Source organism: Mesorhizobium sp. M4B.F.Ca.ET.058.02.1.1 (genome assembly GCF_003952505.1).
Classification (GTDB): domain Bacteria; phylum Pseudomonadota; class Alphaproteobacteria; order Rhizobiales; family Rhizobiaceae; genus Mesorhizobium.
In genome coordinates this window covers 1,276,979-1,302,575 of the sequence record NZ_CP034450.1, presented here as the reverse complement: position 1 = coordinate 1,302,575, position 25,597 = coordinate 1,276,979, and the positions used below count along the sequence as shown (strand labels likewise).

Annotated in this window: 20 protein-coding genes; 17 read left to right on the top strand and 3 right to left on the bottom strand. The window is 63.2% G+C overall.

Going from position 1 to position 25,597, the window contains the following annotated elements; genetic code table 11:
• Positions 1-10: 10 nt before the first annotated feature.
• Positions 11-1,444: an aldehyde dehydrogenase family protein gene (locus EJ073_RS06590; protein ID WP_126055012.1), complete on the top strand. Its 1,434-nt coding sequence runs from the start codon at positions 11-13 to the stop codon at positions 1,442-1,444.
• A 102-nt stretch (positions 1,445-1,546) separates the two neighbouring features.
• On the opposite strand, the gene EJ073_RS06585 is transcribed toward EJ073_RS06590, so the two are convergent.
• Complete coding sequence (locus EJ073_RS06585) at positions 1,547-1,828, bottom strand: hypothetical protein (RefSeq protein WP_126055011.1); 282 nt, start codon at positions 1,826-1,828, stop codon at positions 1,547-1,549.
• Positions 1,829-1,909: 81 nt separating this feature from the next.
• Here EJ073_RS06585 and EJ073_RS06580 point away from each other — a divergent pair, with 81 nt between their 5' ends.
• The 14 genes from EJ073_RS06580 to EJ073_RS06505 all read left to right on the top strand — a co-directional run bounded on the left by EJ073_RS06580 (position 1,910) and on the right by EJ073_RS06505 (position 20,698).
• The gene (locus EJ073_RS06580) at positions 1,910-2,686 is read left to right on the top strand and encodes a DpnI domain-containing protein (protein WP_126055010.1); all 777 of its coding nucleotides are present in this window, start codon (positions 1,910-1,912) and stop codon (positions 2,684-2,686) included.
• A gap of 789 nt (positions 2,687-3,475) precedes the next feature.
• Positions 3,476-4,078, top strand: coding sequence for an ANTAR domain-containing response regulator (locus tag EJ073_RS06570; protein WP_006325302.1), 603 nt, complete (start codon positions 3,476-3,478; stop codon positions 4,076-4,078).
• 2 nt (positions 4,079-4,080) lie between these two features.
• Positions 4,081-5,322 (top strand): CmpA/NrtA family ABC transporter substrate-binding protein, encoded by a 1,242-nt coding sequence (locus tag EJ073_RS06565; RefSeq protein WP_190233835.1) that lies wholly within the window; start codon positions 4,081-4,083, stop codon positions 5,320-5,322.
• 104 nt (positions 5,323-5,426) lie between these two features.
• Positions 5,427-6,320 carry an FHA domain-containing protein gene (locus tag EJ073_RS06560; protein WP_126055007.1) on the top strand — a complete coding sequence of 298 codons (894 nt, stop codon included), beginning with the start codon at positions 5,427-5,429 and terminating at the stop codon, positions 6,318-6,320.
• A 577-nt stretch (positions 6,321-6,897) separates the two neighbouring features.
• A complete protein-coding gene (locus EJ073_RS06555) occupies positions 6,898-8,214 on the top strand; it encodes a CmpA/NrtA family ABC transporter substrate-binding protein (RefSeq protein WP_126055006.1) in 1,317 nt (438 codons plus the stop codon).
• A 132-nt stretch (positions 8,215-8,346) separates the two neighbouring features.
• Positions 8,347-9,237: a nitrate ABC transporter permease gene (ntrB, locus tag EJ073_RS06550; protein WP_126055005.1), complete on the top strand. Its 891-nt coding sequence runs from the start codon at positions 8,347-8,349 to the stop codon at positions 9,235-9,237.
• A 10-nt stretch (positions 9,238-9,247) separates the two neighbouring features.
• Positions 9,248-10,045: an ABC transporter ATP-binding protein gene (locus EJ073_RS06545; RefSeq protein ID WP_126055004.1), complete on the top strand. Its 798-nt coding sequence runs from the start codon at positions 9,248-9,250 to the stop codon at positions 10,043-10,045.
• A gap of 402 nt (positions 10,046-10,447) precedes the next feature.
• Positions 10,448-10,645: a hypothetical protein gene (locus tag EJ073_RS06540; RefSeq protein ID WP_126055003.1), complete on the top strand. Its 198-nt coding sequence runs from the start codon at positions 10,448-10,450 to the stop codon at positions 10,643-10,645.
• 56 nt (positions 10,646-10,701) lie between these two features.
• Positions 10,702-11,997 carry a nitrate/nitrite transporter gene (locus EJ073_RS06535; RefSeq protein WP_126055002.1) on the top strand — a complete coding sequence of 432 codons (1,296 nt, stop codon included), beginning with the start codon at positions 10,702-10,704 and terminating at the stop codon, positions 11,995-11,997.
• Positions 11,998-12,017: 20 nt separating this feature from the next.
• The gene (nirB, locus tag EJ073_RS06530) at positions 12,018-14,468 is read left to right on the top strand and encodes a nitrite reductase large subunit NirB (protein ID WP_126055001.1); all 2,451 of its coding nucleotides are present in this window, start codon (positions 12,018-12,020) and stop codon (positions 14,466-14,468) included.
• A 237-nt stretch (positions 14,469-14,705) separates the two neighbouring features.
• Complete coding sequence (gene nirD, locus EJ073_RS06520) at positions 14,706-15,035, top strand: nitrite reductase small subunit NirD (RefSeq protein ID WP_126055000.1); 330 nt, start codon at positions 14,706-14,708, stop codon at positions 15,033-15,035.
• A gap of 4 nt (positions 15,036-15,039) precedes the next feature.
• A complete protein-coding gene (locus EJ073_RS06515; protein ID WP_126054999.1) occupies positions 15,040-17,985 on the top strand; it encodes a nitrate reductase in 2,946 nt (981 codons plus the stop codon).
• A gap of 208 nt (positions 17,986-18,193) precedes the next feature.
• Positions 18,194-18,721 carry a molybdopterin-dependent oxidoreductase gene (locus tag EJ073_RS06510; protein WP_126054998.1) on the top strand — a complete coding sequence of 176 codons (528 nt, stop codon included), beginning with the start codon at positions 18,194-18,196 and terminating at the stop codon, positions 18,719-18,721.
• Between the two features lie 111 nt (positions 18,722-18,832).
• Complete coding sequence (locus tag EJ073_RS06505; RefSeq protein WP_245455688.1) at positions 18,833-20,698, top strand: bifunctional diguanylate cyclase/phosphodiesterase; 1,866 nt, start codon at positions 18,833-18,835, stop codon at positions 20,696-20,698.
• A gap of 81 nt (positions 20,699-20,779) precedes the next feature.
• On the opposite strand, the gene EJ073_RS06500 is transcribed toward EJ073_RS06505, so the two are convergent.
• Positions 20,780-21,082: a hypothetical protein gene (locus tag EJ073_RS06500; protein WP_126054996.1), complete on the bottom strand. Its 303-nt coding sequence runs from the start codon at positions 21,080-21,082 to the stop codon at positions 20,780-20,782.
• A 341-nt stretch (positions 21,083-21,423) separates the two neighbouring features.
• Positions 21,424-21,885, bottom strand: coding sequence for an Lrp/AsnC family transcriptional regulator (locus tag EJ073_RS06495; protein WP_210211271.1), 462 nt, complete (start codon positions 21,883-21,885; stop codon positions 21,424-21,426).
• Positions 21,886-22,000: 115 nt separating this feature from the next.
• Between EJ073_RS06495 and EJ073_RS06490 the strand changes: the two genes are divergently transcribed.
• Together EJ073_RS06490 and EJ073_RS06485 are read left to right on the top strand one after the other, a co-directional pair.
• Positions 22,001-23,206 carry a methionine gamma-lyase gene (locus EJ073_RS06490; RefSeq protein WP_126054995.1) on the top strand — a complete coding sequence of 402 codons (1,206 nt, stop codon included), beginning with the start codon at positions 22,001-22,003 and terminating at the stop codon, positions 23,204-23,206.
• 12 nt (positions 23,207-23,218) lie between these two features.
• Positions 23,219-25,588 (top strand): 1-deoxy-D-xylulose-5-phosphate synthase N-terminal domain-containing protein, encoded by a 2,370-nt coding sequence (locus EJ073_RS06485; protein WP_126054994.1) that lies wholly within the window; start codon positions 23,219-23,221, stop codon positions 25,586-25,588.
• Positions 25,589-25,597 lie beyond the last annotated feature (9 nt).

Here is a 25,597-nt window from a genome sequence, read left to right as displayed (position 1 = left end):
AGCGAAAAGCATGTCTCACAATCTGCAGTTCTACATCGACGGCGCCTGGGTCGATCCGGTGGTGCCCAATAATCTCGATGTCATCGATCCGTCCACCGAGGACGCCTTCGCGCAGATTTCGCTCGGCACCAAGGCCGATGTCGACAAGGCGGTAGCCGCCGCCAGGCGCGCCTTCAACAGCTTCGGCTTCACCTCGGTTGAGGAGCGCCTCGATATCCTCAACCGCGTCATCGAGGTCTACAAGAAGCGCAGCAAGGACCTGGCGCTGGCAATCTCGCGCGAGATGGGCGCGCCGCGCCAGATGGCGCTGGACAGCCAGGTTGGCGTCGGCCAGGCGCATCTGGAGAAGATGGCCGAGGTGCTGAAGAGTTTTCAGTTCCGCCACGTGAAAGGCTCCTCGCTCATCGTCAAGGAGCCGATCGGCGTCGTCGGCCTGATCACGCCATGGAACTGGCCGCTGAACCAGATCACCTGCAAGGTCGGCCCGGCGCTCGCCGCCGGCTGCACCATGGTGCTGAAGCCGTCGGAGATCGCGCCGCTCGACGCCATCATCTTCGCCGAGATCATCGACGAGGCCGGCGTGCCGAAGGGCGTCTTCAATCTCGTCAACGGCGATGGCCCGACCGTCGGCCAGGCGCTGGCCAGCCACCCGGATGTCGACATGATGTCGTTCACCGGCTCGACCCGGGCCGGCATCCTGGTCGCCAAGGCCGCCGCCGACACGGTCAAGCGCGTGCACCAGGAGCTTGGCGGCAAGTCGGCCAACATCCTGTTCCCCGATGTCGACCTCGAAAGGGCCGTCACCAAGGGAGTCGCCGGCTGCTTCGGCAACAGCGGCCAGTCCTGCAACGCGCCGACCCGCATGTTCGTGCCGCGCGACCGTCACGACGAGGCGGCCGCCTATGCTAAGACGGCGGCCGAGAAATTCACCGTCGGCCCGGCCGACGCGCCGGGCTCGAAGCTCGGCCCGGTGGTGAGCCAGCTCCAGTTCGACAAGATCCAAGCTTTGATCCAGAGCGGCATCGACGAGGGCGCCACGCTTGTCGCCGGCGGCCCCGGCCGCCCGGCCGAGCTCAACCGCGGCTACTTTGTCCGCCCGACCGTCTTCGCCGACGTCACGCACGACATGCGCATCGCCACCGAAGAGATCTTTGGGCCGGTGCTGGCGATCATGCCCTACGACACGGTCGAGCAGGCGGTCGAGCAGGCCAACGACACCGTCTTCGGCCTTGCCTCCTACATCCAGGCCAGGGACATCGAGAAGGCGCGCGCCGTCGCCGCCCGCATGCGCTCCGGCAACGTCTACATCAACTACCCGACCTGGGACGCCGGCCTGCCCTTCGGCGGCTACAAGCAGTCCGGCAACGGCCGCGAATACGCCGAGTATGGGCTCGAGGATTTTCTCGAGATCAAGGGCATCGCGGGGTACGAGGCGGCGGAGTAGAACTCGGCTACATCTGCAGATCGGTGATCAACACCGGTGATACCAATGCGGCGTCATCGGTACCGGCTTTGCCACTGCCGGATAGGCTCATGTGCCTTTCTCTCAGACTCCAGTTCGGCGCACTGTTGTTTCTCGCGGCGGCGGCGGAGGCGGCACCACCGCCTTGGTGCTCTGGCGGACGGCGTCGACGGGAACCAAGGTTATCACCGGAGGGTTCGGAAAATGATCCAACGTTGCGCCGGTCACCGCATCAACACCGACGCCAATCAAGCCTCCGACCAAAATGTTTCCGGCGAGCCCGGCAGCACTGTTTCCACTCATTTTGGTAGCGATGTATTTGCTGCCTGGCTTGTAGCCTTCCTTCTCGGCGAAGGCGGTGATCATTCCGGCTTGCTCTTGATCGTCCATTGCCGAATTGTAAGTTCAGGTTTATTGGCGTCTGCTAACAGATGGCTTTGATCGCGAATGAAATTTGGTTTTGAAGAGACACAAGCAAAATATAACAGTGGATCACAACAAGCCAGAATTTGGACTGAGCAGTGGGCCTCCCAATGGATTTATTGCCCCAATTGTGGAAGCTCCCGTCTAGAAAAATTCGCTGCTAATTTACCTGTTGCCGACTTTTTCTGCAGCAGTTGCAGTGATCAATTCGAGCTGAAAAGCCAAAAGAAGGCATTCGGCACGAAGGTCGCCGACGGAGCCTATTTTACCAAAATTGACAGATTGGCATCATCGACCAACCCGAATTTGATATTGCTGAATTATGATCTGACGCAAAAAGCAGTAAGGCATGTTTGCGTTGTTCCAAAGCATTTTTTCGTACCAGACATCATCGAGAAAAGGAACCCACTGGCGCCGACAGCGAGGAGAGCGGGTTGGGTTGGTTCCAATATTTTGCTCGACCGCATTCCGGATGCGGGCCGAATATTTTTGGTTAGGAACAGCATTCCGATCCCTAAAGAGGTCGTTGTCGCAAAATGGCAGCACACCCTTTTTCTTCGTGAGGAAAAGGCAGATGCTCGTGGCTGGCTAATTGAAGTAATGAGATGTGTCGATATGATCGGTGCGACTGATTTCGATATCGAACAAGTCTATGCGTTCGAAAGGAAACTGAGCGCTCTATACCCAAACAACAGAAATGTGAGACCAAAGATTCGTCAGCAATTGCAGTTCCTCAGAGACAACGGATATCTCGAGTTTGTGGCCCGCGGCCGCTATCGCCTGAGGAAAGAGAGCTTTTGAAGACCGAGCAAAGGGACAACGCCTAAATGTCTTGGTACGCAAACCATTATGAATGCAACGGCTGCGGCGAACATTGGGTCGACGAGTGGTCATGCATGTGCGATGACGACTGTCCAAGCTGCGGCGCTCGTCATGCTGCTCCAATCGAAAGTGAAGACCTCACGCTTCTCATTGTGCCGGATGCGGGTGCTTTCGTCGTCTTAAGGTCTCCAGATATTGCAGAAGATCGCCCCGATTACGAAGAGATCGGGCGCTTCGCTAGCGACGCGTTAGCGAAGCGATTTATCGAGGCTATAGCGAACTAAGGCGTCGTCCGCGAACAACAACAGTCGAAAGGAAGGTTCGATTCGATCCTATTGCTGCCCATTCAAAGGCCGCAAAACCTTCTTTTCGACTTACTTCGACGGTGCACGGAGAAAAGGGGGCATGAATGCCCTACAGACGTTCTTATCCCCGCGTCCGACGGTTCTGAATTTACAGAGACTTCTCTGTAGCTCCGCGCACTACCGACGCGCAGCCAGAAAACAGAAATAGCGGCCACCAACGCTCAGCTTCATTTGAGATTTCCCCCAAAGCACTCATGGCGCGACCTATCTGCGCGCGCAAGGGGAGTTCGATCGGCGCACGCAACTTGTAGATGCGGCTAACAAAAAACCACGCGAAACGTTTGTTTCGATGCCTCCAAAATCACAGCTGTCCATTTCCAGCGTCCGCCTCCATAGGCCTGCCAAGGCATGGCGGCTCGCCATCCCGCATTGCACAATCCCCCCGCTTCGACATATTGGAGCGATGGTCCGTTCCTCGCTCGCCGTTCTTGTGATCGACGAAAACCGCATCCGCGCCTCGATTATTGAGGCCGGGCTGCGGGAGGCCGGGCATGAGCGGGTGACGGTCATCCATGATGTCGCCGGCATCGCGCGGCGCATTGCCGAGATCGAACCGGACGTCATCGTCATCGATCTCGAAAACCCCAACCGCGACATGCTCGAAAACATGTTCCAGCTGTCGCGCGCGGTGAAGAGGCCGATCGCCATGTTCGTCGACCGTTCCGACCAGGCCTCGATCGAGGCGGCGGTCGATGCCGGCGTGTCGGCCTATGTCGTCGACGGTCTCAGGCAAGAGCGGGTCAAGCCGATCCTCGACATGGCGGTGAGCCGCTTCAACGCCTTCTCGCGCATGGCGCGCGAACTGGAGGAGGCCCGCAGCGAGCTGGAGAGCCGCAAGGTCATCGATCGCGCCAAAGGCATATTGATGAAATCGCGGGGTCTCAGCGAGGAGGCGGCCTACACGCTGCTGCGCAAGACGGCGATGAACCAGAACCGCAAGATCAGCGACATCGCCCAGAGCCTGGTGACCGCCGCCGGACTGCTCGGGCCGCTGGAGGACGAATAGGCATGGCAGCGACGCACCAGATCACCGCCGGCTTCATGCCGCTTTTCGACAGCGCCGTGCTGGTGGCGGCCGGCGAACTGGGCTTTGCCGCGCGCGAGGGTATCGAGCTGACGCTGCATCGCGAGACCTCCTGGGCCAACATCCGCGACCGCATCGCCATCGGCCATTTCCATCTGGCGCACATGCTGGGGCCGATGCCGCTGGCCTGCAGCCTCGGCCTCACGCCGATCGCCTCCGAAACCATTGTTCCGTTCTCGCTCAGCCTCGGCGGCAATTGCGTCACAGTCTCCAATGTCGTCTGGGACGGCATGGCGGCGCATGGCGCGGAACCCGATCTCGATCCCGCGCGGGCAGGGGCCGCTCTTGGCGCGCTGATCCGCGGGCGGGCCACCACGGGGAGCGAGCCGCTGCGCTTCGCCGTCGTGCATCCGCATTCCGGGCATAACTACGAACTGCGCTACTGGCTCGCCGCCTGCGGCATCGATCCCGAGCGCGACATCGAGATCGTCATCGTGCCGCCGCCCTTCATGGCCGATGCGCTGGCCGCCGGCCGCATCGACGGCTACTGCGTCGGCGAGCCCTGGAACAGCGCCGCGGTCGCCGTCGGCATCGGCCATATCGTCACCGTCAAGGCGCTGCTGTGGCGCAACAGCCCGGAGAAGGTGATCGGCGTGCGCAAGGCCTGGGCGGAGGAGAATCCGGAGGCGCTGGCGGCGCTGCTGCGTGCATTGCATCATTCGGCGCGCTGGTGTCAGGACCCGGCGAACCATGCCGAACTGGCGGCGCTGATGGCCGGGCCGGGCTTCCTCGGCCTGCCGGCTGCGGTGCAGATGCCGATCCTGACCGGACAACTCAGGCTCGGCGGCGGCGCCGAGCGGGCGATCGCGGATTTCTTCGTGCCCTTCGACAAGGCGGCGAATTTTCCGTGGAAGAGCCATGCGCTGTGGTTCTACACGCAGATGGTGCGCTGGGGGCAGTTGGCGCACACGCCGGAAAACCTCGCCATCGCCTGGAACTGCTACCGGCCCGACCTCTATCGCTCGGCGCTGAAGCCGCTCGGCGTGGCGTTGCCCGGCGCCAATGCCAAGGTCGAAGGCGCGCTGAAGGCCGCGACCCCTGTCGGTTCGGCAGGCGCAAGCCTGGTGCTGGGCCCGGACGGGTTCTTCGACGGCCAGATCTTCGATCCCGACGAGATCGAAGCCTACATTGCCGGCCAGAAACACGCTGGTTCCTTGGCGCAATAGATCCGACGTGCCGGGGTAGCGGATCGCCAATGCGCGCAAGTTGATAAGTCAAAGGCAATTTTGGTGTGCTATATACGCTGCGTTCTCGGGCGGATACGAGATCGATGGATCAGGAAAGACTTCTGGCCGCAGTCCTTTTGGCCGATGTCGTGGGCAGCACGCCTCTCTATGAGCGCATCGGCGACGATGCCGCTCTGCAGCAGGTTTCGGATTGCCTGGACGCAATGGGAGCGATCGTCGCCCAGCACGGCGGCGATTTCATTTACTCGAAGGGCGATGACGTACTCAGCCTGTTCGAGAGCCCGGAGACCGCACTGAGGGCCGCCTGCCAAATCAGCCACCAATTGACGAAAGGGCCGTTGCGCGCCCGTATCGGATTACATTTCGGGGCGGTCATTCGCGCGCGGGGCGCGGTATTCGGCGACGTTATCAACGTCACCGCCAGGTTGTCCAGCACGGCCAACCCCGGGGAGGTGCTGATCAGCCAGAGCTTCTTCGAAGGCCTTACCGCGGGGAGCCGTAGTGGCCTGCGGCTCCTCGACAAGATGGCTTTCAAGGGGAAGCAAGAACTCTTCGATGTCTATACTCTGAGGAGCGACGACGGGACCCTCAGTAATACGCACATCGCCAGCCGGGGCACCATTGTCGATAGGCGCTCCGTCCCGCCCCCGCAGATCAAGCTAGTCATCGGCTATGGAGATCAGTTGCGATCCTGCCGAAACAACGAATTCGTGACGTTCGGCCGATCTCCGGAATGCGATATCGTCGTCGATCTGCCCTGGGTCTCAAGGCACCACGCCACCTTCACCATTTCAAATGGCAAGGCCCGGCTTATCGAGCGAAGCTCGTCGGGCACATTTGTGTCGATGGGACCCGACCATGAAGTATTCGTGCGCCGCGAAGATATTCTCCTCTTCGGCTCCGGCGTCATCTCGCCTGGACGAAGATCGACCCTCGGCGACGTCCAGGTTCTTCACTACGAAATTGTCTCAGGCTGACCCTGCCTATATTGCCGACCCGCAATCGGCTAGTTCCCTGGCGCAGACGTTCTGACATGTCGATAGGGCGGGGTGCCGGATCGGACGCCTTGGAGATAGCCGAAGCGCCATGTCGTCGTCATCCTGGAGCGAAGCGACGCGGCGCAGATCCCAGGATCCGCGCCGTGACGTCCCAATCTGTCAAAATCACCGTGTCGAGAGCTGGTTTTGCGGACCTGATTATTTTTGCGCCACTCTTGTGCATTGCACAATAATTGTGCGTGCGCTTGTGCTAATGAACAATCTTTGGCCTGTGCGTCCTGCGGGTCGGCGTGCCGATCCTTGTTCTATGCAGTTGATTTAATTGGTGTTCGTCATCTCATCTGAAACTGGCACGGTTTCTGCATTGCAATAACCAGGCTCCTCGCGGAGTCACGGAACAGGCGTCCAATGGCGGGCGCCACAGGCAAAGCTGCCGCTCAGGTCGACACGCGATCCCGGATGTACGGACGCGAGCGACCTGGCCGGCAGCTTTTTGTTTTGACCGAACACGCAATCGACGGCGCCGGTCCCAAGCGGCGTCCAACCGGAGATGACGATGACGAAACGGATCGGAACTGGAACCACCCTCAAGGGCATGTCGCGTCGCGACTTCCTCGCCAGAAGCGCGCTGACGGCGGGGCTGCTGGTGGCGGCGCGCAAGCTCCTGCCTTCGGGCGCCTATGCGGCGACCGCCGCGCCGGAAGTGACCGGCGCCAAGCTCGGCTTCATCGCGCTCACCGACGCGGCGCCGCTGATGATCGCGAAGGAGAAGGGGCTGTTCGCCAAATACGGCATGCCCGATGTCGAGGTGCTGAAGCAGGCCTCCTGGGGCGCGACGCGCGACAATCTGGTGCTCGGCGGCGAGGCCAACGGCATCGACGGCGCCCATATCCTGACGCCGATGCCCTACCTCATGCATACCGGCAAGGTGACGCAGAACAAGCAGCCGATGCCGATGGCGATCGTGGCGCGGCTGAACTACGACTGCCAGGGCATTTCAGTCGCCCAGGAATACGCCGCCACCGGCGTCGGCCTCGACGCCTCCAAGCTGAAGGAGGCTTTTGCGGCCAAGAAGGCCGCCGGCAACGAGGTCAAGGCCGCCATGACCTTCCCGGGCGGCACGCATGACCTCTGGATACGCTACTGGCTGGCCGCCGGCGGCATCGATCCCGACAAGGACGTCTCGACCATCGTCGTGCCGCCGCCGCAGATGGTGGCCAACATGAAGGTCGGCAACATGGACGTGTTCTGCGTCGGCGAGCCGTGGAACGAGCAGCTCGTCCACCAGGGCATCGGCTTCACCGCCGCCACCACGGGTGAATTGTGGAAGGGCCATCCGGAAAAGGCCCTCGGCCTGCGCGCCGCCTTCATCGAGAAATATCCCAACGCCACCAAGGCCATCCTGATGGCCGTCATGGAAGCCCAGCAATGGTGCGAGGCGATGGAGAACAAGGAGGAGATGGCCTCCATCATCGGCAAGCGGCAATGGATGAACGTGCCGCTCGCCGACATCATCGGCCGCCTTAAGGGCGACATCAACTACGGCAACGACCGCGTCGCCAAGGGCACCGACCTCCACATGAAGTTCTGGAACGGCGGGGTTTCCTACCCCTTCAAGAGCCATGATGCCTGGTTCCTCGCCGAGAACATCCGCTGGGGCAAGTTCGCGCCGACCACCGACATCAAGGCGCTGGTCGACCAGGTCAACCGCGAGGATCTGTGGCGCGAGGCGGCGAAGGATCTGGGCGTCGCGGCAAGCGACATCCCGGCCTCCTCGTCGCGCGGCGTCGAGACCTTCTTCGACGGCAAGACCTTCGACCCGGCCAACCCGTCAGCCTATCTCGACAGCCTGAAGATCAAGGCTTCTGCTTAGGCGCGACGGCGCAGCACGCCGTCGTCGCCAAAGCGCAAACGGCGCCAAAGCGCCGTTTGTCGCCGGCACCGCCCCAAGCGCAACGGCGCTCGCGCCGTTGTCGCCACTGACCCCACGGAGCTTCGCGAAGACATGTCCATCCAAACCGTCGAGGACACCAAGGTGAAGGCGTTTCCCGTAAAGCCCGCCGAGGTGATCGCCTTCACCGCAAAGGCGAGGCGCCGCATCGACCCGCTGGCCGTTGCCGGCAAGCTGGCGACGGCTCTGGTGCCGCCGGCCGTTGTCATCCTCGTCCTGCTCGTCGTCTGGCAGGTCGCCTGCTCGTCGCCGACGGCCAGCCTGCCGCCGCCGAGCCAGGTGTGGAACGAGGCCTATGACCTGATCGCGCATCCGTTCTTCGACAACGGCCCGCAGGACATCGGCCTTGCCTGGCGAGTGCTGATCTCGCTGCAGCGCGTCGCCATCGGCTTCGGCATGGCTGCGGTGGTCGGCGTGGCGCTGGGCGCGCTGGTCGGCCAGTCGGTGTGGGCGATGCGCGGTCTCGACCCGGTGTTCCAGATCCTGCGGACCGTGCCGCCGCTCGCCTGGCTGCCGCTGTCGCTCGCCGCCTTCCGCGATTCCAATCCGTCGGCGCTGTTCGTAATCTTCATCACCTCGATCTGGCCGGTGATCATCAATACAGCCGTCGGCGTCCGCAACATCCCGGAGGATTACCGCAACGTCGCCCGCATCCTGCGGCTCAACCAGCTCGAGTTCTTCGTCAAGATCATGGTGCCGGCGGCCGCCCCCTACATCTTCACCGGCCTGAGGATCGGCGTCGGGCTCTCTTGGCTCGCCATCGTCGCCGCCGAGATGCTGACCGGCGGCGTCGGCATCGGCTTCTTCATCTGGGACGCGTGGAACTCCTCGCGGCTGCCCGACATCATCGTCGCGCTCGCCTATATCGGCGTCACCGGCTTCTGCCTCGACCGGCTGGTCGCGGCGGTCGGCGCCTTCGTCACCCGCGGCACAACGGCAAAGTGAGGAGGGCGCCATGACCGCCTATCTGAAGCTCGACCATATCGACAAATCCTTCGCCCGCGGCGGCCAGGTCAGCGAGGTGCTGAAGGATATCAGGCTCACCATCGACAGGGGCGAGTTCGTCTCCATCATCGGCCATTCCGGCTGCGGCAAGTCGACCTTGCTCAACCTCATCGCCGGGCTGACCAGGGTCTCCTCGGGCGCCGTGCTGCTCGAGGACAAGGAGGTCGACAGCCCGGGACCTGAGCGCGCCGTGGTGTTCCAGAATCATTCGCTGCTGCCGTGGCTCACCGTTTACGAGAACATCAACCTTGCCGTCTCCAAGGTCTTCGGCCGCACCAAAAGCCGGGCCGAGCGGCATGAGTGGATCATGCGCAACCTCGATCTCGTGCAGATGGCGCATGCCAGGGACAAGCGCCCGGCCGAGATATCCGGTGGCATGAAGCAGCGCGTCGGCATTGCCCGCGCGCTCGCCATGCAGCCGAAGATCCTGCTGCTCGACGAGCCGTTCGGCGCGCTCGACGCGCTGACCCGCGCCCACCTCCAGGACGCGGTGATGGACATCCACGCCCGGCTCGGCACGACCATGATCATGATCACCCACGATGTCGACGAGGCGGTGCTTCTGTCCGACCGCATCGTGATGATGACCAACGGCCCGGCGGCAACCATCGGCGAGGTGCTTTCGGTGCCGCTGGCCCGGCCGCGCCGACGCATCGAGCTTGCCTCGGACCGCACCTTCCTGCGCTGCCGCGAGGCTGTGCTGAAGTTCCTCTATGAGCGCCACCGCTTCGTTGAGGCCGCGGAGTAGCGCCATGACCGGAAAGCGCGTTTCCGTCGGCAATAGGCAATGCATCGGCAGTAGGCAATCTGCCGCACTGCACAAATTTTATGCTGCCGTGCAAGGCGTTCTGACTAATCTTTGATCCTCCGCCGGGCTCGTCAAAAGTCGCGCGGCTGCGGTTTCGCATTGATATTATTTGATAATTTTGAGCGCTGTCGAACTGGCACGCTTCCTGCTTTTAGGAATGTAGGTCCCTCGGGGCCAAGAGACACGGCGTCCAATGGCGGGCGCCACAGGCAAAGCTGCCGATCAGGTCAACACGCGATCCCGGATGGACGGACGCGGGCGACCTGGCCGGCAGCTTTTTTGTTTTGACCGAACACGCAATCGACGGCGCCGATCCCAGGCGGTGCCAAACCGGAGACGACGATGACGAAACGGATCGGAACTGGCGCGGCCCTCGAGGACTTCACCCGCCGCGATTTCCTGGCCAGCAGCGCATTGACCGCCGCGCTGTTCACCGCCGCGCTGCTGCTCTTTCCCGTCGGCACCAAGACGGACGGCAAGGAGCCGGCAGTGACCGCGCACAGCGAGGTTTCGACCGGCACGCCGATGGCGCGTCGCTGACAATCGCGAACGAACAGACAAGAGCGGCGCCTCCCACGCCGCAAACCGGAGCCGACATGACTGCAATTCTCCCAGCCGCGCCCAGCCAGGAACCCAGGCAGGCGCTCGTGATGTCCACCATCGCCTTCACCGTCTGCTTCGCGGTGTGGACGATCTTCTCCATCATCGGCGTGCGCATAAAGCAGGAGCTTGGGCTGAGCGAGACGGAGTTCGGCCTGCTCATCGGCACGCCGATCCTCACCGGCTCGCTCGTGCGCATGCTGCTCGGCGTCTGGACCGATCGCTATGGCGGGCGGCTGGTCTACACCGCCGTCATGCTTTCGGCGGCGGTCGCGACCCTACTGCTCTCTTTTGCGCATACTTATGAGCAGATGCTGATCGCCGCGCTTGGCGTCGGTCTCGCCGGCGGCTCCTTCGCCGTCGGCGTCGCCTATGTCTCGCGCTTCTTCCCCGCCGGCAGGCAGGGCACGGCGCTCGGCATCTTCGGTGTCGGCAATGTCGGCGCCGCGGTCACCAAGTTCCTGGCGCCGCTCGTGCTGCTCGCCTGGGGCTGGCAGACGGTGGCGCAAATCTGGGCGGCGGCGCTCGTCGTCATGGCCGTCGTCTTCTGGTTTACCACCGGCGACGATCCGGTCATCCGCGAGCGCCGTGCCGGCAGGGCGGCACCGCCAAGGAGCTTCTGGCAGGAATTCGCGCCGCTGAAGAACCTGCAGGTGTGGCGCTTCGCCTTCTACTATTTCTTCGTCTTCGGCGCGTTCGTGGCGCTGTCGCTGTGGCTGCCGCGCTACCTGATCGGCGTCTATGGTTTCAACATCGCCACCGCCGGCATGATTGGGGCCGCCTATTCGATCCCGGCGAGCATCTTCCGTGCCTATGGCGGCGTGCTATCCGACCGCATCGGCGCCCGCACCGTGCTCTACTGGACCTTCACGGTCTGTGCCGTCGCGACTCTCGTTCTGTCTCTCCCCTCGGCAGACTACGTCGTGCGCGGCATCAGCGGGCCGATCGCCTTCCATTTCGAGATCGGCCCGCTCGCCTTCATCGCCGTCGCCTGCGTGCTCGGCTTCTTCATGAGCCTCGGCAAGGCCGCGGTCTACAAGCACATCCCGGTCTACTACCCGAAGAATGTCGGCGCGGTCGGCGGCATGGTCGGCATGATCGGCGGGCTCGGCGGCTTCGTCCTGCCGATCGCCTTCGGCGCGCTCAACGATCTCACCGGCGTCTGGTCGAGCTGCTTCATGCTGCTCTTCGTCATCGTCGTCGGCTGCCTTGCCTGGATGCACCTCAGCATCCGCCGCATGGAGCGCGCCTCGATGGCCGAGACGCCAGCCCTTTCCTACGCGGCCGAGTGAAACCGGAACGGATCAGCAATATGACCGAGAAACTCGTCATCATCGGCAACGGCATGGCCCCCGGGCGCATGCTGGAGCATCTCCTGGAAAAGGCGCCGGATCGCTACCAGGTCACCATCTTCAACGCCGAGCCGCGCGTGAACTACGACCGCATCATGCTGTCGCCGGTCCTGTCGGGCGAAAAGGCCTATGAAGAGATCATCATCCACGGCGACGGCTGGTACATCAAGCACGGCATCACGCTCTACAAGGGCCACAGAATAGTCGCCATCGACCGCGCGGCGAAGACCGTCACCTCCGATCATGGCGTGACGGAACCCTACGACAAGCTGGTCATCGCCACCGGCTCGGTGCCGTTCATCATCCCGGTGCCGGGCAACAACCTGCCGGGCGTGCTGACCTATCGCGATCTGGACGACGTCCGCGCCATGATGCTGGCCGCCCAGTCGCGGGCCAAGGCCGTGGTCATCGGCGGTGGCCTGCTCGGCCTGGAAGCCGCGGCCGGCCTGCAGGCGCAAGGCATGGACGTCACCGTGCTGCACGTCATGCCGACGCTGATGGAGCGTCAGCTCGATCCTGCCGCCGGCTACCTCCTGCAGCGCGCCGTGGAGGAGCGCGGCATCAAGGTGATCACCAAGGCCAACACCCAGGCCATCACCGGCAACGGCAAGGTCGAGCAGGTGGAGCTTGCCGACGGCACGATTATCCCGGCGACGCTGGTTGTCATGGCGGTCGGCATCCGGCCGAACGCGGCGCTGGCGAAGGAGGCGGGCATCGCCGTCAATCGCGGCATAGTCGTTGATGCCGGCATGCGCAGCAACGACCCCGACATCTTCGCGCTCGGCGAATGCGCCGAGGTCAACGGCATGGTTTACGGTCTGGTGGCGCCGCTCTACGAGATGGCGCGCGTGGCCGCCAGCCAGCTTGCCGGCGACGAGACGGCCGCCTTCGTGCATTCGGACACGCCGACCAAGCTCAAGGTCACCGGCATCGAGCTGTTCTCGCTCGGCGACTTCGCCGATGGCGACGACCGCCAGGAGATCGTGCTGCGCGATGCCTCGGCCGGCGTCTACAAGCGCCTGGTGCTGAAGGACGACCGCATCATCGGCACCGTGCTCTATGGCGAGACCGCCGATGGCGCCTGGTTCAACGACCTGAAGAAGAAGCAGACCGATATTTCGGAGATGCGCGACACGCTTATCTTCGGCCAGTCATACCAGGGGGGTGCCCCCCTGGACCCTATGGCGGCCGTTGCAGCCTTGCCGGATGATGCGGAAATCTGCGGCTGCAACGGCGTCTGCAAGGGCAAGATCACCGGTGCGATCACCGGCAAGGGCCTGACCTCGCTCGACGATGTCCGGGCGCATACCAAGGCGTCGGCTTCCTGCGGCTCTTGCACGGGGCTGGTCGAGAAGCTGATGGTGCTGACCCTCGGCGACACGTACAACCCGGCCGCCGTGCAGCCGATGTGCTCCTGCACCGCGCTCGGCCACGACGAGGTGCGCCGGCTGATCAAGGCCAAGGGACTGAAGACCATTCCGGCGGTGATGCAGGAGCTGGAGTGGAAGACCTCCTGCGGCTGCGCCAAATGCCGGCCGGCGCTCAACTACTATCTCGTCTGCGACTGGCCGGACGAATATGCCGATGACTACCAGTCGCGCTTCATCAACGAGCGTGTCCACGCCAACATCCAGAAGGACGGCACCTATTCGGTGGTGCCGCGCATGTGGGGCGGCGTCACCAGCGCCTCCGAACTGCGCGCCATCGCCGACGTCGTCGACAAGTTCGAGATCCCGATGGTCAAGGTCACCGGCGGCCAGCGCATCGATATGCTGGGCATCCGCAAGGAGGACCTGCCGGCGGTGTGGGCCGATCTCGGCCAGGCCGGTTTCGTCTCAGGCCATGCCTACGCCAAGGGCCTGCGCACGGTGAAGACCTGCGTCGGCTCCGACTGGTGCCGCTTCGGCACGCAGGATTCGACCGGCTTGGGCATCCGCATCGAGAAGTTCATGTGGGGCTCGTGGACGCCGGCCAAGGTGAAGATGGCGGTGTCAGGCTGTCCGCGAAACTGCGCCGAGGCGACCTGCAAGGATGTCGGCGTCATCTGCGTCGACAGTGGCTACGAGATCCATTTCGCCGGGGCGGCCGGCCTCGACATCAAGGGCACCGAGGTGCTCGGCCTGGTCAGGACCGAGGACGAGGCGCTGGAGCATATCGTGGCGCTGACGCAGATGTATCGCGAGCAGGCCCGCTATCTCGAGCGCATCTACAAATGGGCCAAGCGCGTCGGCATCGAGGAGATCAAGCGCCAGATCATGGACGACGGCGAAAAGCGCAGGGCTTACTACGAGCGCTTCGTCTTCTCCCAGAAATTCGCCCAGGTCGACCCGTGGTCGGAACGCGTTTCTGGCAAGGACAAGCACGAGTTCCGGCCGATGGCCTCGGTCGGGTTCGCGGAGGCGGCGGAATGATGGAGATGCTTGCGAATAGGATGTCGGTATCCGGTCGTACCAACCCCCTCTGGCCTGCCGGCCATCTCCCCTCAAGTGGGGAGATCAGCAGCTTCGGCCTTGGCGCCCTTCCTCCAACCTTGGCGATTGGCGAAAGCAAGGCGGCTTGGGAATCTCCCCCCTTGAGGGGGAGATGGCCGGCAGGCCAGAACGGGTCGGATCAACCAGGCTCGACTTGCAGCAAAAGGCCCTCACTCAATGACCTGGATCGCTATAGGCACCATCACCGACATCCCCCGCCGTGGCGCGCGCTGCGTCGCCACCCCGCAAGGCAAGATTGCCGTCTTCCGCACCGCCGACGACGAAGTCTTCGCCATCGACGACCATTGCCCGCACAAGGGCGGGCCGCTCAGTCAGGGCATCGTCCATGGCGCCGCGGTGACGTGCCCGCTGCACAATTGGGTGATTTCGCTCGAGACCGGCAAGGCGCTCGGTGCCGACGAGGGCGGGGTGCGCACCATCCCGGTGAAGCGGGAAGGCGAGCGCCTGTTCCTGGCGCTGGAAGCGCTGGCCAGCCGCGCGGCCTGACCCCATGGAGATCGACGAAGCACGCGAGGTGAGGACCACCTGCCCCTATTGCGGGGTGGGCTGCGGCGTGCTGGCGAAGGTCGCCGCGGACGGTGAAGTCACCGTCCGCGGCGACCCCGATCATCCGGCGAATTTCGGCCGGCTCTGCTCTAAGGGTTCGGCGCTCGCCGAGACCATCGACCTCGATGGCCGGCTGGTCCATCCCGAAATCGGCGGCCGCCGCGCCGTTTGGGACGAGGCGCTCGACCTCGTCGCCTCGACCTTCTCGCAGACCATCGCCGAGCACGGTCCGGACGCGGTCGCTTTTTATGTGTCAGGCCAACTGCTGACCGAGGACTATTACGTCGCCAACAAGCTGATGAAGGGCTTTGTCGGCTCGGCCAACATCGATACCAATTCGCGGCTCTGCATGGCTTCCTCGGTCGCCGGCCACCGCCGCGCCTTCGGCTCCGACACGGTGCCGGGTTGCTACGAGGATCTGGAGCTAGCCGATCTCATCGTGCTGGTCGGCTCGAATCTCGCATGGTGCCATCCCGTGCTCTACCAGCGCATCGCGGCGGCGCGCGAGAAGCGGCCCGGGATGAAGATCGTGCTGGTCGATCCGCGCCGCACCATGACCGCCGACATCGCCGACCAGCATCTGGCGATCGCGCCGGATGGCGACACCGCGCTGTTTTCCGGTGTCCTTGCCCATCTCGCGAAGAACGATGCGCTCGACCGCGCTTATATTGCCGAACATACCTCAGGCTTCGAGGAGACGCTGGCGGCCATCGCATCGCTCGATCTCGCCGGCATTGCCACCGCCACGGGTTTGAGCGAGGACGAGCTTTCGCACTTCTACGCGTTGTTCGCGGCAACGGAAAAAACCGTCACCGTCTACAGCCAGGGCGTCAACCAGTCGTCGCAAGGCACCGACAAGGTCAACGCCATCATCAACTGCCATCTCGCCACCGGCCGCATCGGCAAGCCCGGGGCAGGGCCGTTCTCGGTCACCGGCCAGCCCAACGCCATGGGCGGCCGCGAGGTCGGCGGCCTCGCCAACATGCTCGCCGCCCACATGGAGATCGAGAACCCGGCGCACCGGGCGCGCGTGCGCCGTTTCTGGAATGCGCCGGCAATGGCCGCGAACCCTGGCCTGAAGGCCGTCGACATGTTCAGGGCGGTGGCCGACGGGCGCGTCAAGGCGCTGTGGATCATGGCCACCAACCCGGTCGATTCGATGCCGGACGCCGATGCGGTGGAAGCCGCGATCAAGGCCTGCCCGTTTGTGGTGGTTTCCGACGTGCTGGCGAGCACCGATACCGTTCGTCATGCCCATGTGTCGCTGCCCGCCACCGCCTGGGGCGAGAAGGACGGCACCGTCACCAATTCCGAACGCCGCATCTCGCGCCAGCGCGCCTTCCTGCCGGCGCCCGGTGAGGCGAGGCCGGACTGGTGGATCGTTGCCGAGGTGGCGAAGCGGATGGGATTTGCCGAGGCGTTTGCGCATGCCGGGCCGGGCGAGATCTTCGCCGAGCACGCCGCGCTGTCGGGTTATGAAAATGATGGCGCGCGGGATTTTGATATCGGCGCTTATGCCGGGATCAATGCTGAGGGCTATGAGGATTTGGCGCCATTCCAATGGCCAGCACCGGCCTTATCCTCTCCCTTGAGGGGAGGGTCGGAGAGCGCGTTGAGCGGAGCGAGACAAGCGAGCCGGAGAGGGGTCGGAGGTGAAGTCTCAGTCTCTGCCAACGAGGCCGAGACTGTCGCAGGCGACCCCCTCTGGCCTGCCGGCCATCTCCCCCTCAAGGAGGGAGATCAGCCCGCACCTCGACCTTCGCCAATCTCCAAAGTCGGAGAGTGGGCGCAGTCCGCAGTGCCGCTAGTCTCCCCCCTTGAGGGGGAGATGGCCGGCAGGCCAGAGGGGGTCGGTACGACTGGGCGCCAGCCCATTCGCTTCTTCGCCGACGGCAACTTCTACACGCCCGACCGCAAGGCCCGCTTCATCCCGATCCGCGTCTCAACCGACATCCGCACCACGCCCGACTACCCGCTGATCCTCAACACCGGCCGCATCCGCGACCACTGGCACACGATGACGCGCACCGGCAAAAGCCCGCGTCTTTCCCAGCACATCGCCGAGCCCTTCGTCGAAATCCATCCGGCCGATGCACAGCACCATGGCATCGGCGACGCCGACATCGTGCGCCTATCCAGCCCGCGCGGCGCCGTCCTGGTTCGCGCATTGATCACGACCCGCCAGCGCCAGGGCAGCGTCTTCGCGCCGATGCACTGGACCGACCAGTTCGCGGCCAAGGGACGTCTCGACGCCCTGACCGCGGCGCTCGCCGACCCTGTTTCCGGCCAGCCGGCGCTGAAGCATGTCGCGGTGCGCATCGAGAAATTCGCCGCCAGAGCCTTCGGCTTCGCCGTGATGCGAGAACGCCCCGAGGTCATCGCCGCCGACTATTGGGCGGTGGCCCGCTGCAAGGGCGGCTGGCGGGTGGAACTCGCTTTTGCCGACGAAAACATCGACTGGCCGGGTTTTGCCCAGTCATTGTTTGTGTCGCCTGAGGCCGAGCTGCTCGCCTATCACGACCGCGACGCCGGCCAGCACCGCATCGCCGCCTTTGAAGGCGAGCGCCTTGCCGGCGCCCTGTTCGTCGCACCCGGTCCAGTCGCTGTCTCACGCGGCTGGGCGGCCGAGCAGCTCAAAACCGCCCACGCCGGCCAGCGTGAGCGCTTCCGCATTGTCGCCGGCCGCGCCGGCGCCGACCGGCCGGATATCGGCGCGATCGTATGCTCCTGCTTCAGCATCGGCGCCAACCAGATCGCGGCGGCTGTGGGGGCTGGCTGCTCGACCGTCAAGGCCGTTGGCGAAGCGCTCAAGGCCGGCACCAATTGCGGCTCCTGCCGCGCCGAAATTCGCGCCATCATCGGAGCGGGCAGGGTGCAGGCGGCGGAGTAGCGTGCGAGGCGGCCCGGCTTGGCGCCCAGCTCCTTGATATGCTTTCGATGGGCGTTGGTTAGCCTGCATCGGCCATCAGCAACGACGCCCGCTGCAACCAAAAGCTAACTGAAAAATAAACATTCGATGGAAGGATGGCAGCTCCGCCGACAGTATCGGCGAGCCGGCAACGGTTGGTACTGGCCATGGAAATGGAAAGGACTGCGTTGTGTCGATCCTCGAGAGAAGTTTATCTGCACTTGATCGGATCCTGATTGTTCTGGTCATTTCGGCAATCGGCATGCTGCCGGCATTCGCCATGGAACCGGCCAAATATCCGGATCCTCCCGATACCGTTGCTTTCAATGTCGAGAAGAACGGCGAATCGATCCCGGTCACGCTGCGACAGCTGGAAAAGCTCGGCCTTTACAGCGTTTCCACCCCAAGTCCCTTTGAAAAAGGGCAACTTGCGTTTCAGGGCGTTCTGTTCCGGGATGTGGTCAAGCTGGTCGGACTGGAGGGTGAATCGTCAGTCGTCCTGCGGGCGGTGGACGACTATGTGCAGGTAATCCCGAAGGAAGACTGGATCGAAGGTCCCCTGCTTCTTGCCACTCGCCAGGACGGCAAGCTGTTGACGCGGCGCACGCAAGGTCCCACGCGGCTGATCTACCCTCTCGATGACTATCCAGCCTTCGATACGCCAGTTCGCAAACCTCGATGGATCTGGCTGATAAAAACGATGGCCCCTGGCAATTGAACTTCCGCCTTACGTCCAGCCATGTGGTCTAGAAGCAAAGCCTGGCGGCTTCCTGTAACCTACGTAGCCGCGGCTGCATCGGCAGCCGTCTGCTCAGCTATCTTGATCGCGGTGCTGTTCACGAGCGTCAGCAAGATAGAGAGCGCGATGCCGCGTTTCGGCTTCTTCGCCATTCGCGAGTTCCACATTGCGATACGCGACGTGACGCATCTGCGGGATATGGTTTCACTTGCCCAGCTGGCCGGCGGTTCGCCTGAAAGTCTTGAGCAATTGGCGGCCGCAAACGATCTGGTCTACATCCGTTTCGAGCGGATCGACGGCGGCGACACGATTAGCGAAATCCCTGCCTACGCCGGTATCGTGCCGCAGGTCAATGACGCTGTGAAGCGGATCGATGCCATCCTTGCGGCCGGCTTGCCTTTCGATGAAAACAGCCTGAAAGAACTGGGAATTGAGCTCGACCAGATCGTCGCTCGCATGAACGACGAATACTACAAATATGGGGAAGAAGTTAACGTCGATCTTTATGCGGCCGAGAAGAACCTCAACAGGTTCAACTACCAGATTGCCTTTGCCTTGACGGTATTGTCGGCGCTTGCGATCGGAACCGCCGTGCTGCTCATCGGCCGACGGGAAACCATCAGCAAGCTGGAATTTCTCGCCTGGCGCGATGCGACGACCGAGTTGAAGAATCGCGCCTGGATGTCCGCCAACAGAGACGGGCTGCTGGAGCGGGCAAGGCTGGCCGGCAAGCCGCTCCGGCTGTTCCTGATCGACCTGGATCACTTCAAGAGCGTCAACGACACGTTCGGTCATCACATTGGCGATCTGCTGCTGAAGGCCGTTGCCGAGACCTTGCAGTCGGTCGAACGGCCAGGCGAAGTGGCCGCCGTCCGCCTGGGAGGAGACGAGTTCGCCGTCATGGCGATCGGGCATTCGGACGATCTCGGCCATCGTCTGCGCGAGCAGCTGAACCGGTTTGCCGATCTGGACGGTCACCAGGTGCGCATCGGCGCCAGCATCGGCATGGCGTCTTTCCCGGATCATGGCTCGGATATCTCCACCTTGTTGCGCAACGCCGACAGCGCGCTCTATGCCGCGAAGGCGGAAGGACGGTCCGGCTTTGTGACGTTCTCGCCTGCTATCCTCAGCCAGATTGATGCGCAGCTGGGCGAGGAGGCGGCGATCAAGCAAGCGCTGAACGCCGATGAGTATTTTCTGGTTTGGCAGCCACAGTTCGAATTGGCGACGGGGCGTATGATCGGCGCCGAAGCCCTGGTCCGATGGCGCGACCGCGTTTCGGGAACGGTGCGCCTGCCTGACTCATTCATTCCGACCGCGGAACGGAGTGATTTGATCCTGGAAATCGACAAGATCGTGCTGAGCAAGGCCTGCGCGCAGGCAGTGCAGTGGATGTCGATTTCCGCCGCCGATTTCATCTGCGCGGTCAATGTCTCGGGCAAGACCCTGCAGGACGATGGATTTTTCGTGCACCTCGCGGAGGTGCTGCTGCAAACGGGATTGCCGCCGTCGCGCCTGCAGTTGGAAATCACGGAAGGGGTTTTCATCCAAAGCAAGGATGCGTTGAACACATTGTCGAAAATTCGCAATCTCGGGGTCAGTTTGGCGCTCGACGATTTTGGATCCGGATATTCGAGTTTCGGCTACCTTGCCGATCTCGACCTCAATCAGCTGAAGATCGATCGATCGTTCTTGAACGATCTGGAATCGTCCAGGAAAAAGCAGGACGTTGTCGGAGGAATTATCGCGCTGGCCAACTCTCTCAGCCTGACTGTCATGGCCGAGGGGGTGGAAACCGAAGGACAACTGGCTTTCCTGATCGCCGAACAATGCCACGGCGCCCAGGGGTTTTTCATGTCGGAACCGATCGACGAGAAATTGCTGACAAATCACCTGATTGCGCGGCGAGGCAGCCTCAAGGCCAAGGCCAGGTCCAAGCTGAACCTCTCGGCTTGATCGCAGCCTGGGCCCGATTCTAGACGTCCGTGAAGCGTCGACCTTCGAGAGCCGGCGCTATGAAAGCGAGGGCCACCACGCCTAGTGCGGCCGTCCCGGCCACACTTTCGAACTCTCACCCCGTGGCCGATTGGCGCTTCGCTCAGCGCCTGGCCCGCGGCCTGTCTCGATGATCCCGACCATTGCGCGGGTAAATTCGACCACGCTGTTTGCCGTGATGGCTGCCTTGTCGGGGCTTTGGCCAATCTGCTCGGCGGCCCCGCAACATGACAGGCGGATGCGATCGTAGTGCAGATCTCTCTCATCGTCTGGCAACGTCGCCAAATTCAGAGCCCGCCCGTGAATCATGCGCAGCAGCTGCGCCAGTGCTGTTTCGACACTCATGCGTTTTGCTCCGCATCGGTCGAACGTCGCGGCACACATAAGATGCCGGATCGTCGATGGGGGAGGGTTGGTTCCCGTCGCCCGATACGGAAAGGCTGCATCATAGCTGTTAATATATCGTTGATTGCTAATGTAAGCGCATAGCACCCGGCTTGCGGCGGTGTCCAAGCCAACGAAGGCGTGAAGGGAGGGCAGATAGCTGGCTGGGGTTCCTGGAAGCTTTTCGAACTTTCTGTCTTGCTCCTCCAGTCGAAATTGCGAGTGCTTAATGAGGGAGCGAGGTAGTGGATGCTCGTTGCCGTCCAGCATCAGTGCCGAGACGGGACCTGACGCCAATGGCACTATAGAGGGAAGACCCGGGACGACTTGACGGTGCCGTAGACGAGGCTCGTCGTGATGGACCCAATGCCCGGAATGCCGTGCAGGCGGTTGCGGACGAAATGTTCGTATTCGTCGAGGTCCGCCACGACGACACGCAGGAGATAGTCCGCCTCTCCGGTTAGCAGGAAGCAGTCGAGGATCTCGTCCGCGTCATGTATGCGCTTCTCGAAACGCTCGACGGCCTCGCGTTCATGCCGTTGCAGGGCGATGCGGATGAAGGCCGTGATCTGAAAACCGCAGGCCCGCGTGTCGACATCCGCGGAGTAGCCGACGATTACGCCAGCCTCTTCAAGCAGGCGCACCCGTCGCAGGCACGGGGACGGAGAGAGGTTCACGCGTGCCGCCAGGTCCTGGTTGGTCAGCCGGCCATCGCGCTGCAGCTCCCGGATGATCTGGCGATCCTTGGCATCTATTTGTTTCATTTTGGGATTGGACAATCGTGATATTCCAATTTTGTGAGGCATAGTGGCATTATTTGGCAGCACCTGCCAGGCGCTCGATGCAAAGATTCAGGCCGTCCCAAGCCATGAGGTCGCCATGAACCCCCGCCAGCCCGCCAGTTTTGCCACCCGCGCCATTCACCTTGGCCATGATCCGGCGCAGCATGAGGGTGCACTCACGCCGCCGCTGCACCTGACCTCGACCTATGCCTTCGACAGCGCCGAGGCAGGAGCCGCACTCTTTGCCGGCGAGGCGCCGGGGCACATCTATTCGCGCATCTCGAACCCGACGCTCGATCTCCTCGAGCGCCGCTGCGCCGACCTGGAAGGCGCCGAAGCGGGAGTTGCGCTGGCTTCGGGAATGGGCGCCATCTGCTCGGTGTTCTGGACCTTCCTGTCTCCCGGCGACGAGATCATCACCGACAACACGCTCTACGGCTGCACCTTCGCCTTCATGCGCCACGGCCTGGCGAAATTCGGCATCACCATCACTCATGCGGACCTGACCGATCCGGAAGCGTTGCGTGGCGCGCTCTCGCCCCGGACCCGGATCGTCTATTTCGAAACACCGGCCAATCCGAACATGCGGCTCGTCGATATCGCTGCCGTCTCCGCGATCGCCAAGGCGCACGGCGCCAAGGTGATCGTCGACAACACCTACGCTACACCGGTGCTAACCCGGCCGATCGAACTCGGCGCCGATATCGTCGTGCATTCCGCTACCAAATATATGGGCGGGCACGGTGATCTCGTCGGTGGCATCGCTGTCGGCAGGGCCGAAGACATGACGCAGGTTCGCCTGGTCGGCATGAAGGACATGACCGGCGCGGTCATGGCTCCCTTCAATGCGATGCTGGTTCTGCGCGGTCTCAAGACGCTGAAGCTGCGCATGGAACGGCATTGCGCAAGTGCCATGACGGTGGCACGAATGCTGGAGAGCCACCCGGCGGTGGCCAAGGTCTATTATCCCGGGCTGGAAAGTTCTTCGCAGCATGCCCTTGCCAAGCGGCAGATGCCCGGCTTCGGAGCGATGATCGCTTTTGAGCTGAAGGGCGGACTGGCGGCAGGTCGCACGATGATGAACCGCCTCGAACTGATCCGGCGCGCCGTCTCCCTGGGCGACGCCGAAACCCTGATCCAGCATCCGGCCTCCATGACCCATTCGACCTATACGCCCGAAGAGCGTGCCGCCCACGGCATTTCCGAGGGGCTGGTCCGGCTGTCCGTCGGGCTGGAAGAGGTCGAGGATATCCTGGCGGACCTCACGCAGGCGCTGCAGATGCCGGCGTCGCTCGCCGCATAATCGGAGTTCGCTATGATCGACCTCGCCCATCTGGAAACCCTGCATCGCCGGCTTCTGTGGTTGTCCTGCTGGACGATCCACAACGCCAATCATCTGCGCGACAAGGGCGAGGGGGAGGTCAAGGTCGGCGGCCATCAGGCCTCTTCGGCCTCGATGGCGGCGATCATCACGTCGCTTTACTTCCACGCCCTGCGCCCCGAGGACCGGGTAGCGGTGAAGCCGCATGCCGGCCCAGTGTTCCACGCGGTCCAGTATCTGATGGGCAACCTGCCCCTGGAGAAGCTGAAGAATTTCCGCGGCTATGGCGGCGTGCAAAGCTATCCGTCGCGCACCAAGGATGTCGACGATGTCGATTTCTCGACCGGTTCGGTTGGCCTCGGTGCGGCCTTCCCGATCTTCGCCTCCATGACGCAGGACTATCTGCGCGGCCATGACTGGGCCGGCAAGGAAGGCCGGATGGTCGCCCTGATCGGAGACGCGGAACTGGACGAAGGCAACATCTACGAGGCCTTGCAGGAGGGCTGGAAGCACGACTTGCGCAACGTCTGGTGGGTGATCGACTACAACCGCCAGAGTCTTGACGGCGTGGTGCGTGAAGGGCTCTGGCACCGCATTGAGGCGATCTTTTCCGCTTTCGGCTGGCGGGTGGCCCGTCTCAAATATGGCGCCCTGCAACGCGCGGCCTTTGCCGAACCGGGTGGAGAGGCCCTGCGTGACTGGATCGATGCCTGCCCCAACGCACTCTATTCGGCTCTGACTTTTCAGGGCGGTGCGGCCTGGCGCAAACGGCTCATGGACGATCTTGGCGATCAGGGTGCGATCACGGAACTACTGGACCGCCGCAGCGACACCGAACTCGCAGTGCTGATGGAAAACCTTGGCGGACACTGCCTGCCGTCGCTCTGCGAGGCGTTCGATGCGGCGGACGACGACCGGCCGACGGTTTTCCTGGCCTATACGATCAAGGGCTGGGGCACGCCGCTGGCCGGGCACAAGGACAACCATGCCGGCCTGATGACGCCGGCGCAGATGGAGACCTTTCGCGGCGCCATGGGCGTGCCGGAGGGCGCGGAGTGGAAGCCATTTGCTGCCGTGCCCGACGAAGCGGGCCTGCGCGCCTTCCTGTCCGGTGTTCCGTTTTTCGCCAAGGGCAGGCGCCGTTTCGAGGCGCCGGCCTTGCCGCGTCCGGACAGAGTGAAATTGTCGGATAGGATGCTGTCCACGCAAGCCGGCTTCGGCAAGATCCTCGACGAGATCGCCAAGGCAGGCGGGCCGTTGGCCGACCGGATCGTCACCATGGCGCCGGACGTGACCGTCTCGACCAATCTCGGCCCCTGGGTCAACCGGCGCGGTCTGTTCGCCCGCGCGGCGCGCGCCGACACGTTCCGCGACGAGCGTATTGCTTCGACGCAGAAATGGGCCTTCTCGCCCAAGGGCCAGCATGTTGAGTTAGGCATCGCCGAGATGAACCTGATGCTTATGCTAGGCGCGGCGGGATTGTCGCATTCCCTGTTCGGTGAACGATTGATCCCGGTCGGAACGGTTTACGATCCCTTCGTCGCGCGCGGCCTCGATGCGCTGAACTATGCCTGCTATCAGGACGCCCGGTTTCTCTTGGTCGGCACCCCATCGGGCGTGACGCTGGCGCCGGAAGGGGGAGCGCACCAGTCGATCGGCACGCCGCTTATCGGCATGGCGCAGGACGGGCTGGCCTCTTTCGAGCCTGCCTTCCTCGATGAACTGTCGATCATCATGGACTGGAGCTTCGACTATCTCCAGCGTGACGGCGAGGGCGATCCGAACGAACGCACCTGGCTGCGCGATGAGACCGGCGGGTCGGTTTATCTGAGGCTTTCCACCCGCCCGATGGAGCAACCGCAGCACCGCAGCGATCCAGGATTCGCCGAGGGCGTGATCGACGGCGCCTACTGGCTTCGCGAGCCGGGATCGAATGCCGAGGTGGTGATCGCCTATCAGGGCACGGTCGCGACAGAGGCCATCGCGGCAGCCGGCCGCATCGGAGGCGATCGACGCGACATTGGCGTGCTCGCGGTGACGTCGGCCGACAGGCTGAACGCCGGCTGGACGGCCGCCCGGCGCGCAAGGGCGCGTGGTCACGCCACGGCGATGAGCCTCGCCGAGCGGCTGCTCGCCCGTCTGCCGGCGCATTGCACGCTGATCACGGTGATCGACGGCCATCCGGCGACATTGTCCTGGCTCGGGGCCGTGGCCGGACATCGCACGGTGCCTCTCGGAGTAGAGCATTTCGGGCAGACCGGCACCATCGGCGATCTTTATCGCCATTTTGGCATCGATGCAGACGCCATCGTCGCAGCCGCAAGCCGCATCGCGCCCGGTCGGCCGATCAGGCTTTCGGCCTGACAAATCGAT